22 protein-coding genes are annotated in these 20,942 nt (G+C 61.6%); 14 read left to right on the top strand and 8 right to left on the bottom strand.

Translation table 11 applies throughout. The annotated features are described in order from the left end of the window. The first annotated feature begins 68 nt into the window (after positions 1 to 68). Both JIO00_RS09240 and JIO00_RS09235 read left to right on the top strand, forming a co-directional pair. Positions 69 to 944: an alpha/beta fold hydrolase gene (locus JIO00_RS09240; RefSeq protein ID WP_102594890.1), complete on the top strand. Its 876-nt coding sequence runs from the start codon at positions 69 to 71 to the stop codon at positions 942 to 944. 18 nt (positions 945 to 962) lie between these two features. Next, on the top strand, positions 963 to 1,913 hold the full coding sequence (locus JIO00_RS09235) for a LysR substrate-binding domain-containing protein (RefSeq protein ID WP_077747879.1): 951 nt from the start codon (positions 963 to 965) through the stop codon (positions 1,911 to 1,913). 96 nt (positions 1,914 to 2,009) lie between these two features. Here JIO00_RS09235 and leuD read toward each other — a convergent pair whose 3' ends face one another. Further along, a complete protein-coding gene (gene leuD / locus JIO00_RS09230; RefSeq protein ID WP_200668007.1) occupies positions 2,010 to 2,624 on the bottom strand; it encodes a 3-isopropylmalate dehydratase small subunit in 615 nt (204 codons plus the stop codon). After that, entirely contained in the window at positions 2,621 to 4,042 is a 1,422-nt protein-coding gene (gene leuC, locus JIO00_RS09225) for a 3-isopropylmalate dehydratase large subunit (protein ID WP_200668005.1), read from the bottom strand. Before leuC ends, leuD begins: the two co-directional genes overlap by 4 nt. A 404-nt stretch (positions 4,043 to 4,446) precedes the next feature. Here leuC and JIO00_RS09220 point away from each other — a divergent pair, with 404 nt between their 5' ends. Genes JIO00_RS09220 through JIO00_RS09185 form a run of 8 tightly spaced genes read left to right on the top strand, consistent with a single transcriptional unit; the run spans position 4,447 to position 10,683 of the window. Next, positions 4,447 to 5,640: a PepSY-associated TM helix domain-containing protein gene (locus JIO00_RS09220; RefSeq protein WP_010461167.1), complete on the top strand. Its 1,194-nt coding sequence runs from the start codon at positions 4,447 to 4,449 to the stop codon at positions 5,638 to 5,640. Beyond that, positions 5,637 to 6,179 (top strand): hypothetical protein, encoded by a 543-nt coding sequence (locus tag JIO00_RS09215; RefSeq protein ID WP_010461169.1) that lies wholly within the window; start codon positions 5,637 to 5,639, stop codon positions 6,177 to 6,179. Before JIO00_RS09220 ends, JIO00_RS09215 begins: the two co-directional genes overlap by 4 nt. Then, complete coding sequence (locus JIO00_RS09210) at positions 6,176 to 6,499, top strand: hypothetical protein (protein WP_010461170.1); 324 nt, start codon at positions 6,176 to 6,178, stop codon at positions 6,497 to 6,499. Before JIO00_RS09215 ends, JIO00_RS09210 begins: the two co-directional genes overlap by 4 nt. Then, positions 6,496 to 7,068, top strand: a complete 573-nt coding sequence (locus JIO00_RS09205; RefSeq protein ID WP_200668003.1) for a DUF6162 family protein — start codon at positions 6,496 to 6,498, stop codon at positions 7,066 to 7,068. The genes JIO00_RS09210 and JIO00_RS09205 overlap by 4 nt, the downstream gene beginning before the upstream one ends. Positions 7,069 to 7,103: 35 nt before the next feature. After that, positions 7,104 to 8,030 (top strand): metal ABC transporter substrate-binding protein, encoded by a 927-nt coding sequence (locus tag JIO00_RS09200; RefSeq protein WP_200668001.1) that lies wholly within the window; start codon positions 7,104 to 7,106, stop codon positions 8,028 to 8,030. Then, positions 8,027 to 8,884 (top strand): metal ABC transporter ATP-binding protein, encoded by an 858-nt coding sequence (locus JIO00_RS09195; RefSeq protein WP_145308593.1) that lies wholly within the window; start codon positions 8,027 to 8,029, stop codon positions 8,882 to 8,884. The genes JIO00_RS09200 and JIO00_RS09195 overlap by 4 nt, the downstream gene beginning before the upstream one ends. Further along, positions 8,884 to 9,783 (top strand): metal ABC transporter permease, encoded by a 900-nt coding sequence (locus JIO00_RS09190; protein WP_010461179.1) that lies wholly within the window; start codon positions 8,884 to 8,886, stop codon positions 9,781 to 9,783. The genes JIO00_RS09195 and JIO00_RS09190 overlap by 1 nt, the downstream gene beginning before the upstream one ends. Beyond that, on the top strand, positions 9,784 to 10,683 hold the full coding sequence (locus JIO00_RS09185) for a metal ABC transporter substrate-binding protein (RefSeq protein ID WP_200667999.1): 900 nt from the start codon (positions 9,784 to 9,786) through the stop codon (positions 10,681 to 10,683). A 187-nt stretch (positions 10,684 to 10,870) separates the two neighbouring features. Here JIO00_RS09185 and JIO00_RS09180 read toward each other — a convergent pair whose 3' ends face one another. The 5 genes from JIO00_RS09180 to JIO00_RS09160 form a co-directional block, all read right to left on the bottom strand. Then, the gene (locus JIO00_RS09180) at positions 10,871 to 11,098 is read right to left on the bottom strand and encodes an MbtH family protein (RefSeq protein WP_010461182.1); all 228 of its coding nucleotides are present in this window, start codon (positions 11,096 to 11,098) and stop codon (positions 10,871 to 10,873) included. A gap of 81 nt (positions 11,099 to 11,179) precedes the next feature. Further along, positions 11,180 to 12,592: an aspartate aminotransferase family protein gene (locus JIO00_RS09175; RefSeq protein WP_010461185.1), complete on the bottom strand. Its 1,413-nt coding sequence runs from the start codon at positions 12,590 to 12,592 to the stop codon at positions 11,180 to 11,182. A 77-nt stretch (positions 12,593 to 12,669) separates the two neighbouring features. Continuing rightward, a complete protein-coding gene (locus tag JIO00_RS09170; protein ID WP_010461187.1) occupies positions 12,670 to 13,155 on the bottom strand; it encodes a GNAT family N-acetyltransferase in 486 nt (161 codons plus the stop codon). Between the two features lie 218 nt (positions 13,156 to 13,373). Next, positions 13,374 to 14,699: an ATP-binding protein gene (locus JIO00_RS09165; protein WP_077747886.1), complete on the bottom strand. Its 1,326-nt coding sequence runs from the start codon at positions 14,697 to 14,699 to the stop codon at positions 13,374 to 13,376. After that, positions 14,696 to 15,379 (bottom strand): response regulator, encoded by a 684-nt coding sequence (locus JIO00_RS09160; protein ID WP_010461191.1) that lies wholly within the window; start codon positions 15,377 to 15,379, stop codon positions 14,696 to 14,698. The genes JIO00_RS09165 and JIO00_RS09160 overlap by 4 nt, the downstream gene beginning before the upstream one ends. 290 nt (positions 15,380 to 15,669) lie before the next feature. On the opposite strand from JIO00_RS09160, the gene JIO00_RS09155 reads away from it, so the two are divergent. The 4 genes from JIO00_RS09155 to dsbG all read left to right on the top strand — a co-directional run bounded on the left by JIO00_RS09155 (position 15,670) and on the right by dsbG (position 19,799). Then, the gene (locus JIO00_RS09155; RefSeq protein ID WP_010461192.1) at positions 15,670 to 16,368 is read left to right on the top strand and encodes a hypothetical protein; all 699 of its coding nucleotides are present in this window, start codon (positions 15,670 to 15,672) and stop codon (positions 16,366 to 16,368) included. 82 nt (positions 16,369 to 16,450) lie between these two features. Further along, positions 16,451 to 18,187, top strand: coding sequence for a protein-disulfide reductase DsbD (gene dsbD, locus JIO00_RS09150; RefSeq protein WP_010461194.1), 1,737 nt, complete (start codon positions 16,451 to 16,453; stop codon positions 18,185 to 18,187). Next, on the top strand, positions 18,187 to 19,053 hold the full coding sequence (locus tag JIO00_RS09145) for a TlpA disulfide reductase family protein (RefSeq protein WP_077747889.1): 867 nt from the start codon (positions 18,187 to 18,189) through the stop codon (positions 19,051 to 19,053). Before dsbD ends, JIO00_RS09145 begins: the two co-directional genes overlap by 1 nt. After that, complete coding sequence (dsbG, locus tag JIO00_RS09140; protein WP_077747890.1) at positions 19,029 to 19,799, top strand: thiol:disulfide interchange protein DsbG; 771 nt, start codon at positions 19,029 to 19,031, stop codon at positions 19,797 to 19,799. The genes JIO00_RS09145 and dsbG overlap by 25 nt, the downstream gene beginning before the upstream one ends. A gap of 115 nt (positions 19,800 to 19,914) precedes the next feature. Here dsbG and JIO00_RS09135 read toward each other — a convergent pair whose 3' ends face one another. Continuing rightward, a complete protein-coding gene (locus JIO00_RS09135; protein ID WP_077747891.1) occupies positions 19,915 to 20,727 on the bottom strand; it encodes an alpha/beta fold hydrolase in 813 nt (270 codons plus the stop codon). Between the last annotated feature and the right edge of the window lie 215 nt (positions 20,728 to 20,942).

Here is a 20,942-nt window from a genome sequence, read left to right as displayed (position 1 = left end):
CGTTTCACGCCTTGCCCTCACGGCGCAACACTTTCAGGATGCAGACCACTACAACAAGGACTCGCCTCATGTTCGCCGGATTCCTGAAAGACCAGCGCCACGTCAACGGTGTGGACATTGCCTACCGCATCGGCGGCAGCGGACCTGGCCTGCTGTTGCTGCACGGTCACCCGCAGACCCACGTCATCTGGCACAAGGTTGCCGAGCAACTGGCCGAGCACTTCACCGTGATCGCCGCCGATTTGCGCGGTTACGGTGACAGCAGCAAACCACCGGCCAGCGACCACCACACCCACTACTCCAAACGAGAAATGGCCAAGGACAGCGTCGAGCTGATGAAGACCCTGGGCTTCGAGCAGTTCTCGGTGCTGGCCCATGACCGTGGCGCTCGCGTGGCCCATCGCCTGGCGCTGGATCATCCCGCTGCCGTGCAACGCATGGTGCTGCTGGACATCGCTCCCACCCTGTCGATGTACGCGCAAACCAACGAAGCCTTTGCCCGCGCCTACTGGCACTGGTTCTTCCTGATCCGTCCGGCCCCGCTGCCGGAAACCCTGATCGAAGCCGACCCCGACGCCTATCTGCGCAGCGTGATGGGCAGTCGCAGCGCCGGGCTCAAGCCGTTCACCGCCGATGCCTTCGGCGAATACCTGCGCTGCCTGCAACTGCAGGGCACCGCGCGCGGCATCTGCGAGGACTACCGCGCCAGCGCCAGCATCGATCTGGAACATGACCGCGCCGATATCCAGGCAGGTAAATATCTGCACCTGCCGTTACTGGTGCTATGGGGTGCAGAAGGCACGGTCGGGCGCTGTTTCGAGCCACTCAAGGAATGGCAACACGTGGCGACCGACGTGCGTGGCAAAGCCTTGCCCGCCGGCCATTACATCGCTGAAGAAGTCCCCGAACTGCTGCTCGCCGAAGTGCTGGGCTTCCTGCGCTGATCGCTGCGTCCCGCTGCTATGCTGGCGGCTCATGCCGCCAGTGTTCGTTCTGCCATGACCACCAAGAAAGACAACGTGCCCCTACCCGAAGACCTGCGTGTACTCCTCACCGTGATCCGCAAGAGCGGTTTCGCCGCCGCGGCCGATGAGCTGGGCCTGTCGCCCGCCTATGTCAGCAAGCGCATCCAGATTCTCGAAACCACCCTCGGCACCCGCCTGCTCCATCGCACCAGTCGCCGCATCGCCCTGACCGAGGACGGTGAACGGGTCCAGCGCTGGGCGTTGCGCATTCTCGATGACTTCCAGCAACTGCACGACGAACTCTCCGACGCCCACGACAGCCCTCGCGGGCGCCTGCATCTGTGCAGCAGTTTCGGTTTCGGCCGTCATCACGTGGCGCCAGCCGTTTCGTTGCTGGCCGAGCGTTATCCGGAGCTGGAGATTCGCCTCGACCTGTTCGACCGGGTGGTGGACATCGTCAATGAAGGCTTCGATCTTGAGATCCGTGTCGGCGACGACATTCCCGGCCAGCACATCGGTCGGCAGTTGGTGAGCAATCGACGGGTTGTCTGCGCGGCGCCCGGTTACCTGCAACGGCAGGGCATGCCGCAGACCTTAAATGAACTGGAGCAGCATCATTGCCTGGTGATCAAGGAGCGCGACAACGCGTTCGGCATCTGGAACCTGGAACGCAACGGGGTTCAAGAAAGCGTGCGGGTCAGCGGCCCGCTGTCATCCAACAACGGCGAGATTGTCTTGCAGTGGGCACTGGACGGGCGCGGTGTGGTGCTGCGGTCATTGTGGGACGTGAAACCGCTGCTGGATCAGGGGCGGCTGGTGCAGTTGCTGCCCGAATACAGTCAGAGCGCCAACGTCTGGGCGGTGTACCCGACGCGGCTGGCGTACTCGGGGAAGCTGCGGGCGTGTGTGGAGTTTTTGCAGGAGCATTTCAAGGGGTTGTCGGTTTGATTGGTTGTGTCAGGGCGGGCCCTTTCGCGGGCAAGCCTCGCTCCTACAAGGATTGCGCAGAACCTAAAGAAGAGAGGCTTGCCCACGAAGGCGATTTCAGCTCAGCCAGGGGTTGGCAGCCAGGTGATTACGTTCGAAGGCTTTGATTTGCTCGCTGCGCTGCAGGGTGCTGCCGATGGCGTCGAGACCCAGCAGCAGTGCGGTTTTGCGCAGGGTGTCGATCTCGAACGAGATGACTTTACCGTCGTGGAGGCGAATTTCCTGTGCCTCGAGATCAACGTTGATGAGCGCGCTGTCCGGCTGACTGACCACGCGCCCAAGCCGCTGCGATACGGCCTCATCAAGGGTGATCAGCAACACTCCATTTCGCTGGCAGTTATCATAGAAAATCCCGGCAAAGCTACTGCCGATCAACGCCCGAATCCCCATCTGCCGCAAGCCCCAGACCGCATGTTCGCGGCTCGACCCACAGCCAAAGTTCGGCCCGACCACCATGAAACGTGCGCCTTGCCACGCCGGTTGGTTCAGCACGAACTCAGGGTTTGGTGAACCGTCGGGCAGAAATCGCAGGTCAAAAAACAAACCGCGATCCAGCCCGGCGCGGTCGATGCCCTTGAGAAACTGCTTGGGCATGATCACGTCGGTGTCGATATTGGCGGCGAGCATCGGCGCCGCCTGGCCGGTGACCTGGGTGAAGGGTTGCAGGCTCATGCGCGGTCTCCAAAGTGACGGATGTCGGTGAGGCGGCCGGTGATCGCCGCGGCGGCGACCATGGCCGGGCTCATCAGGTGCGTGCGCGCGCCCGCGCCCTGACGGCCTTCGAAATTGCGGTTGGTGCTGGAGGCGCAGCGGTCGCCCGGCGCCAGCACGTCGTCGTTCATCGCCAGGCACATCGAGCACCCGGACTGACGCCACTCGAACCCGGCCTCGATAAAGATCGCCGCCAGGCCTTCGGCCTCCGCCTGATTGCGCACTTCGGTGGACCCCGGCACGATCATCGCCCGCACGTGCCCGGCGACATGTTTGCCACGCACCACGCTGGCGGCGTCGCGCAGGTCTTCGATGCGCGCGTTGGTGCAGGAGCCGATAAAGGCGTGGCTGATGACGATGTCGCTCAGCGGCATCCCGGCTTCGAGGCCCATGTAATTCAGGGCGCGGCGCATGTCCTGACGCAGGATCAGGTCACTGATGTCTTGCGGGTCTGGCACGCACGCGCCGATCGGGGAAGCCTGGTCCGGACTGGTGCCCCACGTCACCATCGGTTTCAGAGCGCTGGCGTCCACCTGGACTTCACGGTCGAAGTGCGCGCCCGCATCGCTGTGCAAGGCGCGCCACTTCTCCACCGCTTGCTCCCACAACACGCCTTTGGGTGCGCGGGGTTTGCCCTTGAGGTAGGCGAAGACTTTCTCGTCCGGGGCCATGAACGCCCCCCGCGCCCCGGCCTCGACGGCCATGTTGCAGATGGTCATGCGTGCTTCGACGCTCAAGGCATCGATGGTCGAACCGCGAAACTCGATGGCGTAGCCGGTGGCACCCGAGGCGCCGATCTGGCCGATCAGCGCCATGATCACATCCTTGGACGTCAGCCCCGGCGCCAGCGCCCCCTCCACCGTCACGCGCATGCTTTTCAGGCGTTTGTAGACCAGCGTCTGAGACGCCAGCAGGTGCTCGATTTCCGAGGTGCCGATGCCGAAACCAAACGCGCCGAGGGCGCCATAGGTTGTGGTGTGGCTGTCGCCCGCCGCGATGACCATGCCCGGCAGAATGAAACCCTGCTCCGGCGCAATGACGTGTTCGATGCCTTGGCGTTTGTTGAGGATGTCGAGCAGTTCGATGCCGAAATCACGGCAGTTTTCCGCCAGGTACGACACCTGTCGCGCGCCGCCGAGGTCCGGCATCGCGGCGATGCGCACTGGGGCTGTGGGGTTGACGTGATCGACCACCGCCAGCGCGGTGCCGGCCCGCCAGACCCCGCGTCCGGCCTCGCGCAACCCGCTGAACGCTTGGGGGCTGGTGTATTCGTTGATGACCTGGCGATCGATGTACAACAGGACGTGACCCTGGTCATCGAGGCGACACACCGTGTGGGAATCGATGTGTTTGTCGTAGAGAGTTCTTGCTGGAGGCATGGAAAGGCTCGCTCAGGCTCGCGGGTGAAAGGCGTCTGAGCTCCATCTTAGGGAGTAGGACATCGCCATCAATGGCCGGACAGTGATCCCGTGAACCATGGTTCGTGTTGGATCGGTTCCCCCCCTGTAGGAGTGAGCCTGCTCGCGATAGCGGTGTGCCAGTCACGTTGAAGCGGGCTGAACGACCGCTATCGCGAGCAGGCTCGCTCCTACAGGGGTTGTCTGCGCGCCGACCGGAACGCGAAACATTTTCTTTCACATTGTCGTTCGGGATTTCCGTTCCTCATCCGTCCTATATAGATGCAGTCAGTCCGCGTAGGCAAAAGCCACGGACGACTTTTCATGGACCTCATCGCTGGGAAGCCCGCAGCAGAGGCCTTCCCATCGATACAAGACCTTTAATCATGTCGAAGAAATCCCGCTCCAAACTCTGGTTTCTGGTCCATAGCTGGCTGGCCTTGCCGATCTGGTTTTTCGTACTGATCGTCTGTGTCACCGGCACACTGGCGGTGGTCAGTCAGGAAATTGTCTGGCTGGCCAACCCGCAGATGCGCGCCAGCCAACCCACCGACGACGCACCGCTGCTCAGTTATGACCAGATCGTCGCCGCCATCAAGAAGGCGGAACCGAACACCCTGGTCGAGGCCATCAGCCGGCCCGACGAGTCGCACTTCGCGCTCGATGTCGATGTCAGCTACCCCGACGGGCGCTCGGTGAAGGTTTACGTCAACCCGTACAGCGGCGTGATTCAGGGCGCCGCCCCGCCATTCAATTTCCAGGCCTTCACCCGTGCATTGCATGGCTGGTGGCTGGTGCCGTTCACCAACGGTTACAGCTGGGGCTGGTACCTGGTGTCGTTCCTGAGCCTGCCTTTGCTGGCGTCTTTGGTGACCGGGCTGGTGGTCTACAAGCGCTTCTGGAAAGGCTTCTTTAGACCGACGTTACGCATCCGTCATGGCGCGCGGATTTTCTGGGGCGACTTTCACCGCCTGAGCGGCATCTGGTCGATCTGGTTCATCGCGGTGATTTCCATCACCAGCACCTGGTTCCTCATCCAGGCGTTCATGTTCGATAACCAGGTGTCGATCTCCACCGCGCCGGTGGCCTTGGTGGTTCCGCGTGAGAGCGTGCCGGTGAGCACCGATGGCTCGCCAGCGCCGATGATCAGCCTGGAAGCCGCGATTGCCCAGGCCAAGGAACGCATCCCGGGTCTGGAAGACAGCTTCGTCAGCCTGCCCGCCAACGCCTATAGCTACCTCACGGTGGGCGGTCGCAGTTGGTATCCGTTGATGTTCCAGACTGCCGAGATCAACCCGTACACCGGCGATATCGCCGCCACCCGCCTGCTGTCCGACCGATCCGGCCTGGAGCTGGTGACCGAATCCATGCGGCCGCTGCACACCGGTGATTTCGGCGGCCTCTGGATCAAGCTGATCTGGTTCTTCTTCGGTTTGATCCTGAGCATGATGGTCCTTAGCGGCCTGCTGATCTGGACCAAGCGCACCGCCCTGGCCACAGCCAATGCCCTCAAGCGCAAAGACAAACGTCCTCGCACCGCCGCTGTCGATCGCCGCGAAACCACGGAGGTCAGCCAATGAGCCTGTTCACCGCTGAAAAACCAGCCTCGAAACTGAGCCGCTTCTGGCACAAATGGCGCTTCCACATCAACGTTCTGCTGCTGCTGGTGCCGCTGGGGTTCATGCCCAAATACTTTGCCGACGCGGCGCTGTTTCGCGGCGACACCGGCCTGGGTGAGCGGGAAATCGGTGAAGTGCAGGTCGGGCCCTGGAGCCTGCGCCTCGCCGAGTTGCGCAACGAAGCCCCGACCCTCGATGGCCCGGCCGGCCATATGAAGAGCTTCAACGCGGCGCTGTGCGACAGCTGCCGCGACCAGGTCAAGGCGACGTATCTGCGCATCGGCAAACCCCGCAGCCTGCGCGCCGCCGGGGTGATTTTCTTCGGCACGCCCTACCGCATGGGCGCGATGCTGCCGATCCCCGAAAAGACCAAAGCCGACGCCGAACTGTGGATCACCATGGAAGGCTGGGACGGCGCGATGCATCAAGCGTCGATCCCCCTGAGCCAGGCATCCCCCGCCACCCTCGCGTGGCTGAACAAACAAGGAGGCAAACCATGATGCTACGTTCTCTAAACGCGGTTTTACTAGTGCTCTGCGCCGGGTTCAGCGCCAGCGCCCTGGCCCACAACCCGATGTGCGAATGCAAAGCCATCGACGCCGAACAAATCAAATGCACGGGCGGTTTCTCCGACGGCAGCGGCGCACCGGGGGTGACGCTGGATGTGATCGGCTACGACGAAACCATCCTGGTACCGGGCAAGCTCGGCGCCGATTCGACCCTCACTTTCAAGAAGCCCGGTGCCGAATTCTACGTGCTGTTCGACGCAGGCCCCGGCCACGTCGTCGAGATCGACCAAGCGGACATCGAAGCCCCATGAGTACGCCTACTACGCACGTCGTCCGCCCGGCCGGTGCCGGCCATGAAACCCTGTATGTGTTGCTGTTGTGCCTGATGATCCTGGCGGTAGCCGGTTCGGTCGTCGCCTGGCGCCATGAGCCTCAGGAAGTCAGCAGCGTAGGCAGCCATCAGTTGGATGCCCGTCGCGATCTGAGCGCATCCGAGCAAGGCATCTATGCCGACCTGCGGGTGACGCTGGACGAGATTCATCTGCTGCGTCAGGAACAGCAAGCGCTGCCGACGCCCGCAACGCTTGCCGATGAAGGCTTTGCACCATTTGCCCAGGACGCCAGTTCCGTCAGCCGTGGCGGCCATGCCTGGCAGCTGCTCGACGCCAAGGCCTATTTCGGTCAAAGCCAGACGCCCGCCGTAGCCGGTTCGTTTCTGATGCGCCTGACTGCTGACGACGATGCCCCTGACGTCTGGCTCAATCGCGACAAAGCCCTCGCGACCCCGACCGATCTCACTGACACCGCGCTCGAAAGCGCCGGCTGGCAGCAGATCGTCGCGCAATTCGATGCCGGCGTGACCCGCCAGCACCGGCACTGAACCCTCGCCTTCACCCGAGAGAAGACCGCTTTCCCATGCCTATTTCATCTCAACGCTCATTCCTGCGCCCGCTGCTGGTCGGCCTGCTTGCCTTATTGCTGACGCCACTGGCCAGCGCCGAGGATGCCAAGCGCCTGCGCATCGGCATAACCCTGCACCCTTATTACAGCTACGTGGCCAACATTGTCGGTGACAAGGCCGAAGTGGTGCCGCTGATTCCAGCCGGTTTCAACCCGCATGCCTATGAGCCCCGCGCCGAAGACATCAAGCGCATCAGCGGGCTCGATGTGGTCGTGCTCAATGGCGTCGGTCATGACGACTTCGCCGACCGCATGATCGCCGCCAGCGAAACGCCGAACGTCCCGGTGATCGAAGCCAACGAAAACGTGCCGCTGCTGGCGGCCACCGGCACCGCCGCACGCGGGGCCGGCAAGGTGGTGAACCCGCACACCTTCCTGTCGATCAGCGCCTCCATTGCCCAGGTCAACAACATTGCCCGGGAACTGGGCAAGCTCGACCCGGCCAATGCCAAGGCCTACACCCAGAACGCCCGCGCCTACGGCAAGCGCCTGCGGCAAATGCGCGCCGACGCCCTGGCGAAACTGACCCAGGCACCGAACGCCGAACTGCGAGTGGCCACGGTTCACGCGGCTTATGACTACCTGCTGCGCGAATTCGGCCTCGAAGTGACCGCCGTGGTCGAGCCGGCCCACGGCATCGAGCCGAGCCCAAGCCAGCTGAAAAAGACCATCGATCAACTGCGGGAACTGGACGTGAAGGTGATCTTCTCCGAGATGGATTTCCCGTCCAGCTACGTCGACACCATCCAGCGTGAGTCCGGGGTGAAGCTGTACCCGCTGTCGCACATTTCCTATGGCGAATACACCGCCGACAAGTACGAAAAGGAAATGACCGGCAACCTCGACACCGTGGTTCGGGCGATTCAGGAGTCGGGGAAATGACGGCGAAAGAAACCATCAGCGAGTCGCCTGTGGGTGCGGGAGCGACCACGCCCGCGAAGGTGTCCAGTCATTCGACATCATCGCTAAATGACCCACCGCAATCGCGAGCAGGTCGAATCGTCGCGCCGTCACTCCCACAGGTTTCGGGGCCGACGCTGGATTTTGCGCAGGTCAGTTTGACGCTGGGGCGCACGACGATCCTCGACAACGTGACCTTCCAGGTCCAGCCCGGCAGCGTGCATGCGCTGGTCGGCCCGAACGGTGGCGGCAAGAGCTCGCTGATCAAGACTCTGCTCGGACAGATGCCACATCAAGGTCGCTTGAGCCTGCAATGGCCGGGCACACCCGGGACCATCGGTTATGTGCCTCAGGCGCTGGAATTCGACCGCGGCCTGCCCATGACCGTCGACGATTTCATGGCTGCGATGTGTCAGCGTCGTCCGGCGTTCCTCGGTTTGAGCAAGCATTACGCAGCCGCGATTGGTGAAGCGCTGGAACGGGTCGGCCTGCAGGACAAGCGCAAGCGGCGCATGGGTGCGTTGTCCGGTGGGGAGCGTCAGCGCGTGTTGCTCGCTCAAGGGTTGATCCCGGCGCCGCAGTTGCTGGTGCTCGACGAGCCGATGTCGGCCCTCGACGAGGCCGGTATCCAGGTGTTCGAGCGATTGCTCGGCGACTGGCGCCAGAGCGGCATCACCGTGTTATGGATCGAGCATGATCTGGAAGCCGTCGGGCGTTTGGCCGACCGGGTGACCGGACTCAATCGCCGGGTGCTGTTCGATGCCACGCCTAAACAGGCGCTGACCCCGGAACGCCTGCTGACCCTGTTCTCGACCCATCCACGGAGCGCTGCCTGATGAGTTATGAAGCCTTTCGCTTGATGGTTCAGGGTTGGGCGTCTTCGGGTTATCTGCCTGAAGCGCTGGCCTATGGTTTTGTGGTCAACGCCCTGCTCGCCGGTTTGCTGATCGGCCCGGTGCTGGGCGGTCTGGGCACGCTGGTGGTGGTCAAGCGCTTCGCGTTTTTCTCCGAAGCGGTGGGTCACGCGGCATTGACCGGCGTGGCCGTCGGCATCCTGCTCGGCGAACCTTACACCGGGCCTTACGGCAGCCTGTTCGGTTACTGCCTGCTGTTTGGCATCCTGCTCAACTACCTGCGCAACCGCACCGGGCTGGCGCCGGATACGTTGATCGGTGTGTTCCTCTCGGTGTCGTTGGCCCTGGGCGCGAGCCTGCTGCTGATCCTGGCGGGCAAGATCAACGTGCACATCCTCGAAAACGTGCTGTTCGGTTCGGTGCTGACGGTCAACGGTAACGATCTGCTGGTGCTGGCCATCGTCGGTTCGCTGGTCATGGCGCTGGCCTTGCCGCTGTACAACCGCATCATGCTGGCCAGTTTCAACCCGCAACTGGCGGCGGTTCGTGGTGTGGCGGTGAAGACCCTGGATTATCTGTTTGTGATTCTGGTGACCCTGATCACCGTGGCCGCAGTGAAAGTCATCGGCGCGATTCTGGTCGGTGCGCTGCTGGTGATTCCCGCCGCAGCGGCCCGCTTGCTCAGCCAGTCGCTGAAGGGTTTCTTCTGGTGCTCGGTGCTGATCGCCACAGTCAGCACGCTGTGCGGGATCCTCGCGCCGATCGTCTTCGACCTGCCCATTCCGTCCGGTGCCGCGATCATTCTGGTCGCCGGTATCGCCTTCGCCCTCGCCGCCATCGCCCGCGGCGTTGTCCCAAGCCTGAAAGGGAATATCGGATAAATGTCTTTTTCTCTGCGTCAACTGACCCTGGCCGTCGCTCTGTGCGGGCTGGTCACTACCCCCTTTGCAGCGGACACAAAACCCCTGCGCGTGCTGGCCTCCTTGCCGATCACTTACGGGCTGGGTGAAGTCTTGCTCAAGGACACCGACGTCAACCTTGAGCGTGCTGCGCCGGCGAACCTGCCGGGCAGCCGTCAGACCGCGTACTTCACCGGTCGTGGCGCTCCGGCGCTGGCCAGACTGGCGACCGACGCCGATGCGGTGATCGGTCTGCGCTCACTGTGGGCAGACGATCCGCTGTACCCGATTGCCCGGCGCAGCAACATTCGTATCGTTGAAGTCGACGCCGCCCGCCCGGTGGACGGCGCCCTGCCCGGCATCGCCGTGCAGCCGGGCAATAAGGTCGACGGCTTGAACAGCCAGCCGTGGCTTTCCAGCAACAACATGGGGCGGATGGCGGATGTGATGGCGGCGGACCTGGTGCGCCTGGCGCCCGAGGCCAAACCTGCGATCGAGGCTAACCTGGCGGCACTGAAACAGCGCTTGCTCAAGCTCAGCGCGGACAGCGAAGCGCAATTGGCCAGTGCCGATAACCTCACTGTAATGAGCCTGAGCGATCACTTCGGCTACTTGATCGGCGGGTTGAACCTGGAGCTGATCGGCCTCGATGCACGGCCGGACGCCGAGTGGACACCTGAAGCACTCAAGCAATTGGGCGCGACGCTGAAGGACAATGATGTGGCGGTGGTGTTGCATCATCGCCAGCCGTCTGAGGCGGTGAAAGCGGTGATCGCAGAGGCAGGCAGTCGGCTGGTGGTGTTGAGTGTCGACGCGGCGGAACCGGTGGCTGAGCTGGAAGGGAATGTGGATCGGGTGATCAAGGGGTTGAGCGGGGTTTAACGTCAGTGAGTCCACGTTATCGTTCATCGCGAGCAGGCTCGCGCCCACAGGGGATTTGTGTCACGCCATAGATCCAATGTAGGAGCGAGCCTGCTCGCGAAGGCGGCCTGACAGGCGAGACACATTCCAGACATGAAAAAGCCCGCTGACTGTCACCAGTCCAGCGGGCTTCCTTTTGCGTCGTGCCTTAGTTAGCCACTGCCGCCTGCTCGTCCATCTTCTGACGCAAGCTCAACGGGCGCATGTCGGTCCAGGTTTCTTCGATGTAGGCCAGGCATTCCTTTTTCAGGCCGCTCTTGCCCACGGTGCGCCAGCCGGCAGGCACCGCTTTGTAGTCGGGCCAGATCGAGTATTGCTCTTCGTGGTTGACCACGACCTGAAAGAGGATGTCCTCGCGGTCGAATACTGACGTCATGCTGTGTCTCCATCGCTGTAGGGTGGGCTGCGCGGCGTGCGCAGCCGGTATGTAGAAGGAACGTTGCGCGGCGCGAAAAATTTAGAGGCTGGCGGTGGCTGCGGCCATGGCCCGGCCGAAAATCTCGGCCACCCGATCGATTTCCGCGGAGGTAATCACCAGCGGCGGCAGGAAACGCACCACGCCGCCGTGACGCCCACCCAGCTCAAGAATCAGCCCGCGCTTGAGGCATTCACGCTGCACCAGCGGCGCCAGGCGACCGAAGATCGGCGGATGCCCCAATGCATCGGGCGCACCCGTCGGATCGACCAGCTCAACGCCGAGCATCAAGCCGCGCCCGCGAATGTCGCCCAATTGCGGGAAGTCCCGCTGCAGAATGCGCAGGTGCTCGCTCAGGCGCTCGCCCATGGCGGCAGCGTGCTCGCAGACCTTGTGTTCGGTCAGGTAACGCATCACCGCAGAACCCGCCGCCATGGCCATCTGATTACCGCGGAAAGTCCCGGCATGAGCGCCCGGCAGCCAGGTGTCGAGCCAGTCGCGGTAAACCACGACGGCGAGTGGCAGACTGCCGCCGATGGCTTTGGACATGACCACCACGTCCGGAATGATCCCCGCGTGCTCGAAGGCGAACATCTTGCCGGTGCGAGCGAAACCGCTCTGGATTTCATCGACGATCAGCGCCACGCCGGCCTGTTCGGTGATGCGCCGCAGGCCGCGCAGCCAATCGAGATCGGCCGGGATCACCCCGCCCTCGCCCTGCACCGCTTCGACGATCACCGCCGCCGGCAATTGCACGCCGGCCTCTGGATCATTGAGCAGGTTTTCCAGGTAGCTCAGGTTGACCTTCACCCCTTGCGCACCGCCGAGGCCGAACGGGCAGCGGTAGTCGTAGGGATACGGCATGAACTGCACGCCGTTGCTGAGCAAGGCGCCCAGCGGCTTTTTCGGCCCCAGGCTGCCCATCAGGCTCAGCGCGCCCTGGCTCATGCCGTGATAACCGCCCTGGAATGACAACACGGTGCTGCGTCCGGTGGCGGTGCGCACCAGTTTCAGCGCGGCTTCCACCGCGTCGGTGCCGGTGGGGCCGCAGAACTGGATCTTGGCTTCAGCAGCCAACGCCGCCGGCAGCAAACCGAACAGGTCCTGGACGAATTGATCCTTGACCGGCGTGGTCAGGTCGAGGGTGTGCAGCGGCAACTCATCGCTCAGCACTTGCTGGATCGCTTCGATCACCACCGCATGGTTGTGCCCCAGGGCCAATGTCCCGGCACCCGCCAGGCAGTCGATGAAACGGCGGCCTTCGACGTCTTCGACATAAATGCCCTTGGCGCGCTTGAGCGCCAGGGGAATGCGTCGCGGGTAACTGCGGGCATTCGATTCCTGCTGGTTTTGACGGGCCAGCAACGGCGATTCATTGAACTGATACAGCGTCTCGACCGGCGCCGGAGCGATCCGGGCCGACTGATCTTCCATAAGGCTGGTAGCGACTGACATCTCTCGACCCCTCAATAAGGTTTTCCTGTTCTGGAAACGCATCAGGGCGCCGAGGATTTAGACCCTCGATCAGCTTTCTATGAAGGCGGTGTCAGTGCCTTATGCATGGGAATGGCATGGAGCCCGGCCACGATGAAGATTTCAGCGCAGGGCCGGTACCCCAAATGGCGATAAAAAGCCTCGCTGGTGCGGGTGCTGTTGAGGCGAGCCTGGCCCAGTCCCTGATTGATCAACCAGCCTTCGAGGTCGTGAACCAGCGCCTCTCCGGCACCGCGACGAAACCATTCCGGCTGCACATAGCAGAACGCGACCTTGCCACTGATCGCCGCCATGGCGACGCCGACCGGCTTGTCCTGCAACAGGGCGATGTTCAGGTACAACCGTTGGTCGGTCAGCCACGGTTGCACGTGCTCGATGGTTTTGTTGTGGGTCCAGGTGGCGACGGTTCTCGGGTCGTTGCGATGGTCGAGCGCGCAGCCGACACGAATGGAGCGCTCGACGATCCGACTGATGATGCCGGCATCGGCGGGGGTTGCCTTGCAGATGTGAATCGATGCATCCATGGCGCTGTTACCTCAATCCATTGAGAAAAAGCTGCCGGGGACGATAGCGCTGTGGCGAGTCGCTGACTAATGGAGAGAAGTTACATTTGATGTGCAACACAGCCTCCCTTGTGGGAGTGAGCCTGCTCGCGATGGCGGTGTAACAGTCAACATGGATGTTGGATGTTATGGCCTCATCGCGAGCAGGCTCACGCCCACAGGGAAAGTTGCGGTGTTGGTTAGAGAGGTTGCAATGGCATCGTCAGCTCAACCCGCAACCCATCCGGCCGGCTGTCGAAATGCAGGGTGCAACCGCACCGCTGAACAATCGCCTGGACAATCGCCAGGCCCAATCCACAGCCGGTGCTCTGGCCGTTGCGCCAGAAACGTTGGGTCAGGTGTTGCAGGTCGTCATCGGCAATGCCCGGGCCGTGGTCGCGGACCAGAAAGCGTGCGCGACTGCCAGTGGTTTCCAGGCTCAGTTCCACCGATCCGTCGCCCGGGGTATGGCGCAGGGCGTTGTCCAGCAAATTGCGCAATGCGGCGATCGACAGCACCGCGGGCATCTGCACCGGGGCATCGGAGAACTTCGCTGGCATGTGCAGCTTGATCCGCCGACGATCACCGCTGGCCGCGTCCTGAATCGCCAGTTTCGCCACTTGCTCGGCGCTGCATTGCACCCCGTCGTCGAACGACAGACTGCCCTCGACCCGCGCCAGCAACAGCAATTGCTCCAGCGTGCGGTGCATGCGGTCGGCGCCCTCTTCTGCCCGTGCCAGGGACTGATCCCGGGCCGCGCCATCAGTCATGCGCGCCACTTGCAGATGGGTTTTGATTGCGGTCAGGGGGCTGCGTAATTCGTGGGCCGCGTCGCCGGTCAGGCGGCGTTCGCGCTCGATGGTCTTGCCGATGCGCTGGAACAGCTGATTCTGGGTGTCCAGCAACGGTTGAAGCTCGCTGGGCAGCGGCTGGATCTGCAAGGGTTCGAGCGAATCGGCGCTGCGGCGCATCAAGGCATCGCGCATCCGGTTGAGCGGCGCCAGCCCCTGGCCAATCCCCAGCCACAACAGGCACAGGCAGCCAAGCAACGCCACGCCCACCGGCACCGAAGCGGCCAGCAGGATCGACATGTTCAGCGCCTCACGCTCGATCTGCCGATCCGCCGTGGTAATGCGCAGATCACCGCGAGCCAGGGTGAAGCTGCGCCACGGCGCGCCGTCGATCATCTGATCGTGGAAGCCCATTTTCTCGGCTTCCAGGGTTTGTTGCGGATCGGTGTGACTGCGGGCGAGGATTTCGCCGCGCAACGAGCTGACCTGACAGGCCATGCCACCCGGAATATTCAGTTGTTCCGCGCTGAAATGGGTGCCCTCGCCCTTGCTCGGCAACGCGGGCAATTGTTCCATCAGGCCGGCGACCATGCGCGCCGATGCCACCAGCCGCTGGTCGAGGGAAAACATCATTTGGTTGCGCAGGTCGCTGAGCATCCAGGCCGCCGCCAGGGCCCAGATCAGCGCAAAAGCGGCGCCGAGTGTCAGGCTAAGGCGCAAACGCAGGCTCATCACTTTTTCATTTCCTCTCCACCATCGGCGGGCCCCAGGCGATAACCCAGGCCGCGCACCGTCTCGACAATGCCATTGCCGAGTTTGCGCCGCAGGTGATGGATATGCACGTTGAGGGCGTTGCTTTCCAGTTCGTCATTGAAACCGTAGACGCTGTCCTTCAATTGTTCGGTGGACAGCACTCGGCCACGGTTATGCAGCAAGGCTTGCAACAGCGACTGTTCACGCCGCGAAAGGTCGACGGACTGGCCGCCGAGCATGGTTTCCCGGCTGCTCGGGTCGTAGGTCAGACGGCCGTGTTCGATCAGGTTGACGCTGCGCCCCGCCACGCGTCGCAACAAGGTGTGCAGACGGGCGGCGAGTTCACGCAGGTCGAACGGTTTGAGCAGGTAATCGTCGGCGCCGGCCTGCAAGCCATCGACGCGGTCAGTGACCGAGTCCCGCGCCGTGAGAATCAGCACCGGAATCTCCAGGCCACTGTGGCGCAACTGCTGCAACAACTTCAGGCCGTCCTCATCGGGAAGACCAAGGTCGAGCACCATGACGTCGAACTCAGCCACTTTGAGCATCGCCCGGGCAGCCGATGCCGTGGCGACGTGCTCCACCGTCAGGCCCTGTGCGGTGAGGCCGGCGACAATGCCGCTGGCGATCAGCTCATCATCTTCACAAACCAGTACGTGCATGGGCGCTCCATGAGTAAAAACGCGAGTCAAGCAGATGTGGATTAAGGCGCAATTATGTCAATTGCGAGGGATGACGAATAGCCCGGCTTTCTGTCACCCAACCAAATCAAACTTATTCATTCACCTTAGTTGCAAAGCGACACAAACAACCTCAAAAAAAACTCTTATTGATTTTCGTAAAGCGATAAGCTCAATCCGCAACTAACTCACAACACGAAAACATGACAACCTGACCACAAACCTGCTCTTGAACAACCAACAAACGTTTAACTATTGAAAGGAACAACAACATGCCAATCTTGAAAAACTTTGTCACCGTCGACTGGCGCTCTGGCAAAGATGGAATTCATTTCTTCTTCAAAGACATAAATAAATACTCTCGATACAGCCTTGGCGACAGGCAAGTTCCAAAGGGATACCCGAGCGATATTTCATACGGCAACTGGAATGACTTCCACGCCCATGCCAAAAACCTACGCTTTGGCTTAACCACCACTGATCTGATCAATGAGTCTGAAGGTTATGACTCTGACGCAACATGGTTGTTTTTTTACGAAGGCACTACACCGACCGTCTGTAAGTATAATCAAGACACCGATAGAGTCAGTTATATAAAGCCTGTGGAAAATACTGGATGGGCTCCCATCCTTCCTTATTTCGATCGTATCATCGCAGTGACGTGGTGGACTCTAAACGAAACGGGCCACATATTTAAGTTCATCATGAGCGACGGAAAGCACTTCCAATTCAACTACAAAAGCAACTATTACAATCAACCCTCCATCTCCCCGACCGTCTGGAGCGGACTGTCCCCCTACCTCGACCGAATTATTACCGGCGTGCAAAAAGACAGTAATAGTGACGACAATTATTTCTACATCTTCCTGACTGGCAACGAATACATCATCTACAACCTGCAAATGAATCGGATGCATTCTGGTCCGCACCCGGTGAATGAGGTGAATTGGCCCGGATTGCTACGAGACTGAGAATCTGTCGACTCGCGGTTAATCATCGGTTAATCGCCGCCTCCCATTGTGCACCTCACTTGCACAGGGATAAGGCTTACCCATGCGTCGACTGTTTCTTCTTTTTGTTCTCTTGATCTCGGGTGTGGCCCAGGCAGGGACCAATCCGTTCGATACCAAACCTGAATTTTTACCGGTGGAAAAGGCCTTTGTCTTTACTTCCGAGCGCCTTGAATCGGGTGAAACACAGCTCTTTTGGCAAATTACCGACGGCTATTACCTTTACCAGAAACGCCTGAAATTCGAGGGACTGCCCTCGGAGCAACAGCCGCCATTACCCGAAGGTGAAGCGCACAGTGATGAATTCTTCGGCGAACAACCGGTGTATCGCCAAGGCCTGGAGCTGAAGATTCCGGCGGGCGCCACCGGTCAGATCAAGGTGGGCTTCCAGGGGTGTGCCGATGCCGGATTGTGCTATCCGCCGCAAACCCAGGTCGTGGACCTGGGTGGCAACGTTGCGGGCGCAACCAACGAAGCACCGGATCAGGCCCTGGCCAGCGGCCTGCAACAACGGGCGCTGGGCTGGAGCTTGCTGGTGTTCTTCGGTCTGGGCCTGCTGTTGGCCTTCACCCCTTGCTCGTTGCCGATGCTGCCGATACTGGCCGGGTTGATCGTCGGCAGCGGCGCCACGCCCAAACGCGGTTTCGCCCTGGCGACCAGCTACGTGGTGAGCATGGCGCTGGTATATGCGGCGATGGGTGTGCTGGCCGCGCTGCTTGGTGCGAACCTTCAGGCGCTGTTGCAGAACCCGTGGCTGCTGGGCAGCTTCGCGGCGATATTTGTCCTGCTGGCGTTGCCGATGTTCGGTTTCTTCGAGCTGCAACTGCCGGTGGCGGTGCGTGACCGGCTGGAAAATGTGTCGCGCAATCAGCGTGGCGGCAGTCTGATCGGTGCCGGTGTGCTCGGGGCCTTGTCGGGGCTGCTGGTCGGCCCGTGCATGACCGCGCCATTGGCCGGCGCCCTGCTCTACATCGCACAAAGCGGTAATGCGCTGCATGGCGGGCTGATTCTGTTCGCAATGGGCATCGGCATCGGTGTGCCGCTGTTGTTGCTGGTGACCGTGGGCAATCGCTTCCTGCCCAAACCCGGCGCCTGGATGAACCTGCTCAAAGGCGTGTTCGGTTTCCTGTTCCTCGCCACCGCCCTGCTGATGCTGCGCCCGGTGCTGGATCAATCGCTGTGGATCGGTTTGTGTGGCGCCTTGCTGCTGATTGCCGCCTATAGCGCCTGGAAACAGTCGGAAGGTTTTGGCCGCGTCGCCCATCTGTTCGGCGCCAGTGCGCTGTTGCTCGGGATGTGGGGCGGTCTGCTGATGATCGGGGCCGCCGGGGGCAGTGATGACTTGCTCAAACCGTTGCAGGTCTACAGCGCTTCCGCCTCTTCCGGCAATGCCGCTCGCCCGACCGGCCATGAGGCCTTCACCACGATCAACAATCCGCAAGCGCTGCAACAGGAACTGGACGCCGCCCAGGCCCAGGGCCAATGGGTGCTGCTGGACTACTACGCCGACTGGTGTGTGTCGTGCAAAGTCATGGAAAAACAGGTCTTCGGCAAAGCCCATGTAATGGCAGCGCTGAGCGATGTGCGCTTGCTACGGCTGGACGTCACCGCCGACAATGCCGACAGCCGCGAACTGCTCGGCCGTTATAAAGTGCCGGGGCCACCGAGTTTTCTGTGGATCGGCGCAGACGGCCAGGAGCGCCGCAGTCAGCGCATCACCGGCGAGGTCGATGCCGACACTTTCCTGCAACGCTGGACCACCACCCGAGACGCCCGTTAATGCTGACCTTTACCCTCGGCACTTTTGCCATCGCGCTTAACCATCTGCTGCTGATCAGTGCCCTGGCGCTGGCGACGTTTGTCGGCTGGCGGGTGGCCAAGCGCGGTGGAGAGAACCCCGAGTCGGCGCTGTTCAGCCTTTTTTTGCTGGGCATGCTGGCGGCGCGGGTCGGGTTCGTCGGCGCCTACTGGGCCCACTATCGCAACGATCCGTGGCAGATCATCGACCTGCGCGATGGCGGTTTCCTCGCCTGGCCCGGAGTGATTGTGCTGCTGCTCACCGCGCTGTATCGCGGTTGGCGCCGGCCGGGTCTGCGCCGCCCGCTGGGGTTTGGCGTGGCCAGCGGGTTGGCATTCTGGCTGCTGGCGACTTTCTCTCTGAGTATTTACGAACAAGGCACGCGCCTGCCGGAAATCGCCCTGCGCAACGCCGCCGGCGAAACCGTGCAACTGGCGGACTACAAGGGTGGACCGCTGGTCATCAATCTCTGGGCCACCTGGTGCCCGCCGTGCCGCCGGGAAATGCCGGTGCTGGAAAACGCCCAGCAACAGCGCCCGGACCTGACCTTCCTGTTCGTCAATCAGGCCGAAAGCATGCAAAGCGTCAGCACCTTCCTCGAAACCCAAGGCCTGAGCCTGACCAACGTGCTGTTCGACGGCAGCGGTCGACTGGGTCAGGCCGTGGGTTCCATGGCATTGCCGACTACGCTGTTCTATAGCCCCGACGGTCGATTGCTGGGCAGCCATTTGGGTGAACTCTCGGATGCCAGCCTGGCCCGCGCCCTGGAAAACTTCGACACCCCTTCTCCTGCCGTACCGGCCACCTCTTCAAGGAAACTGCCATGCCCCGCCTCCGCCACCTGCTGACGCTGACTCTGGGCGCAGCGCTGCTGCACCTGCCGTCGGTGCAGGCCGCCGAAGAATTGCCTGAAGCGATCAAGAAGATCGAAGCCAAGGGCGCGAAAATCGTCGGTCAGTTCGACGCACCCGATGGGCTGCGCGGTTACGCCGCCCAGTACCAGAACCGCGGTATCGCGCTGTACCTGACCCCGGACGGCAAGCATGTACTGCTGGGCAATCTGTACGACGCCGAGGGCAACGACCTGAGCAGTGCACCGTTGCAGAAACTGGTCTACGCGCCGATGTCCAAGGAAGTCTGGGCCAAGATGGAAGCCAGCAACTGGATCGCCGACGGCAAAAAAGATGCGCCACGCATCGTGTACTTGTTCAGCGACCCGAACTGCCCCTACTGCAACATGTTCTGGGAACAGGCTCGGCCGTGGGTCAATGCCGGCAAAGTGCAGCTGCGGCACATCATGGTCGGGATCATTCGCGAAGACAGCCCGGGCAAATCCGCCGCGCTGCTAGCCGCCAAGGACCCGAGCAAGGCGCTGGAAGATCACGAAAAATCCGGCAAGGGCAGTTCGCTGAAAGCCCTGAAGGACGTGCCGCCGGCGATTCAGGCGAAATTGGCGGCGAACATGCAGTTGATGGAAGACCTGGAATTGCAGGCCACCCCGGCGATTTTCTACATGGACGACAAGGGCGAGCTGCAACAGCAGCAAGGCGCGCCTTCGCCGGACAAGTTGGTGAAGATTCTCGGGCCCAAGTAGTTTGCTGCAGAGACTTGGTGACCACACCGGCCCCATCGCGAGCAGGCTCGCTCCCACATTTGAATGCATTCCCCTGTGGGAGCGAGCCTGCTCGCGATGGGGCCAGCAAGATCGACTAATTTCTCTCGGCTAAAAACTTCAACAACGCCTCCGTCACAAACGGCGGATTCTCCAGATTGGAGATATGCCCCGCCTCCGGCACCAGCACATACGGGCAGCCAATCAACCCGGCCATTTCCTTCGTTTCCGACGGCGGCCGCGGTTTGTCCTGATCGCCACACATCACCAGCGTGGTGGCAGGGTTCAGCTCGCCCAGACGCGGCAACAGATCATCCCGCCCAAACGTAATCCGCCCCATCGGCACAATGCTTTCACGCAGACGTTCGGACGGCAACGCCGCCAGTTTCGCGCGAAAATCCTGATACAGGGCCGACTGTGGATCGATGCCCGGACGGAAGAAAATCGGCACCACGATGTCGAGCAACTGCGGCGCGATCACGCCGGTGTCTTCGATCTGTTTGAACAGCGAGAAATAGTATTGGCGAGTCGGTTCCGGCTCGACGCCGACGTAAGTGTCCATCAGCACCAGGCCATTGATCCGCTGTGGCGCTGACAGCGCCAGTCGCACGCCCCACATGCCACCGACCGACAGACCGACCAGCGTGACACGATCAACGTCCAGATGATCGAGCAGCGCCAAGGCCTGGCGGGCGATGTCATCCAGCGACTTCGTGCCTTCGGGAAGTGGCCCGGATTCACCGTGGCCCCACAGGTCCAGGGCAATGACCCGATAGTGTTGCGACAACGCAGCAATCTGCGGTGCCCACATGGCTTGGTCCCACAGGTAGCTGCCGGCCAGCAATACGGCCGGGCCGGTGCCTTGATCGATGTAGTGAAGGGGCTGTCCGTCAATCGTTACAAAGGGCATTAACTGTCTCCTTTTTGAAGGGAATTCAACAAAAAAAGCAGAGGCAGCCTGAGCCGGTCCGAAGCGGCAGTCAACGCGCAAATTCGCGCAAATTTCGATGACGCCTTCGCGAGCAGGCTCGCTCCCACAGGTCTGGTGTCGATCATAAAAATTGCGAACGACACAAATCCTGTAGGAGCGAGGCTTGCCCGCGAAAGGCCCCGCACAGACGCTAA

Source organism: Pseudomonas sp. SW-3 (assembly GCF_016615645.1).
In the GTDB taxonomy this organism is placed as follows: domain Bacteria; phylum Pseudomonadota; class Gammaproteobacteria; order Pseudomonadales; family Pseudomonadaceae; genus Aquipseudomonas; species Aquipseudomonas mandelii.
This window is presented reverse-complemented; position numbering and strand designations above follow the sequence as displayed.

What these genes read in the sequence shown, in the direction of transcription:
- JIO00_RS09240 (WP_102594890.1), top strand. Translation starts at nt 69, where the DNA reads ATGTTCGCCGGATTCCTGAAAGACCAGCGCCACGTCAACGGTGTGGAC.
- JIO00_RS09235 (WP_077747879.1), top strand. Translation starts at nt 963, where the DNA reads ATGCTGGCGGCTCATGCCGCCAGTGTTCGTTCTGCCATGACCACCAAG.
- leuD (WP_200668007.1), bottom strand. Translation starts at nt 2,624, where the DNA reads ATGAGCCTGCAACCCTTCACCCAGGTCACCGGCCAGGCGGCGCCGATG.
- leuC (WP_200668005.1), bottom strand. Translation starts at nt 4,042, where the DNA reads ATGCCTCCAGCAAGAACTCTCTACGACAAACACATCGATTCCCACACG.
- JIO00_RS09220 (WP_010461167.1), top strand. Translation starts at nt 4,447, where the DNA reads ATGTCGAAGAAATCCCGCTCCAAACTCTGGTTTCTGGTCCATAGCTGG.
- JIO00_RS09215 (WP_010461169.1), top strand. Translation starts at nt 5,637, where the DNA reads ATGAGCCTGTTCACCGCTGAAAAACCAGCCTCGAAACTGAGCCGCTTC.
- JIO00_RS09210 (WP_010461170.1), top strand. Translation starts at nt 6,176, where the DNA reads ATGATGCTACGTTCTCTAAACGCGGTTTTACTAGTGCTCTGCGCCGGG.
- JIO00_RS09205 (WP_200668003.1), top strand. Translation starts at nt 6,496, where the DNA reads ATGAGTACGCCTACTACGCACGTCGTCCGCCCGGCCGGTGCCGGCCAT.
- JIO00_RS09200 (WP_200668001.1), top strand. Translation starts at nt 7,104, where the DNA reads ATGCCTATTTCATCTCAACGCTCATTCCTGCGCCCGCTGCTGGTCGGC.
- JIO00_RS09195 (WP_145308593.1), top strand. Translation starts at nt 8,027, where the DNA reads ATGACGGCGAAAGAAACCATCAGCGAGTCGCCTGTGGGTGCGGGAGCG.
- JIO00_RS09190 (WP_010461179.1), top strand. Translation starts at nt 8,884, where the DNA reads ATGAGTTATGAAGCCTTTCGCTTGATGGTTCAGGGTTGGGCGTCTTCG.
- JIO00_RS09185 (WP_200667999.1), top strand. Translation starts at nt 9,784, where the DNA reads ATGTCTTTTTCTCTGCGTCAACTGACCCTGGCCGTCGCTCTGTGCGGG.
- JIO00_RS09180 (WP_010461182.1), bottom strand. Translation starts at nt 11,098, where the DNA reads ATGACGTCAGTATTCGACCGCGAGGACATCCTCTTTCAGGTCGTGGTC.
- JIO00_RS09175 (WP_010461185.1), bottom strand. Translation starts at nt 12,592, where the DNA reads ATGTCAGTCGCTACCAGCCTTATGGAAGATCAGTCGGCCCGGATCGCT.
- JIO00_RS09170 (WP_010461187.1), bottom strand. Translation starts at nt 13,155, where the DNA reads ATGGATGCATCGATTCACATCTGCAAGGCAACCCCCGCCGATGCCGGC.
- JIO00_RS09160 (WP_010461191.1), bottom strand. Translation starts at nt 15,379, where the DNA reads ATGCACGTACTGGTTTGTGAAGATGATGAGCTGATCGCCAGCGGCATT.
- JIO00_RS09155 (WP_010461192.1), top strand. Translation starts at nt 15,670, where the DNA reads ATGCCAATCTTGAAAAACTTTGTCACCGTCGACTGGCGCTCTGGCAAA.
- dsbD (WP_010461194.1), top strand. Translation starts at nt 16,451, where the DNA reads ATGCGTCGACTGTTTCTTCTTTTTGTTCTCTTGATCTCGGGTGTGGCC.
- JIO00_RS09145 (WP_077747889.1), top strand. Translation starts at nt 18,187, where the DNA reads ATGCTGACCTTTACCCTCGGCACTTTTGCCATCGCGCTTAACCATCTG.
- dsbG (WP_077747890.1), top strand. Translation starts at nt 19,029, where the DNA reads ATGCCCCGCCTCCGCCACCTGCTGACGCTGACTCTGGGCGCAGCGCTG.
- JIO00_RS09135 (WP_077747891.1), bottom strand. Translation starts at nt 20,727, where the DNA reads ATGCCCTTTGTAACGATTGACGGACAGCCCCTTCACTACATCGATCAA.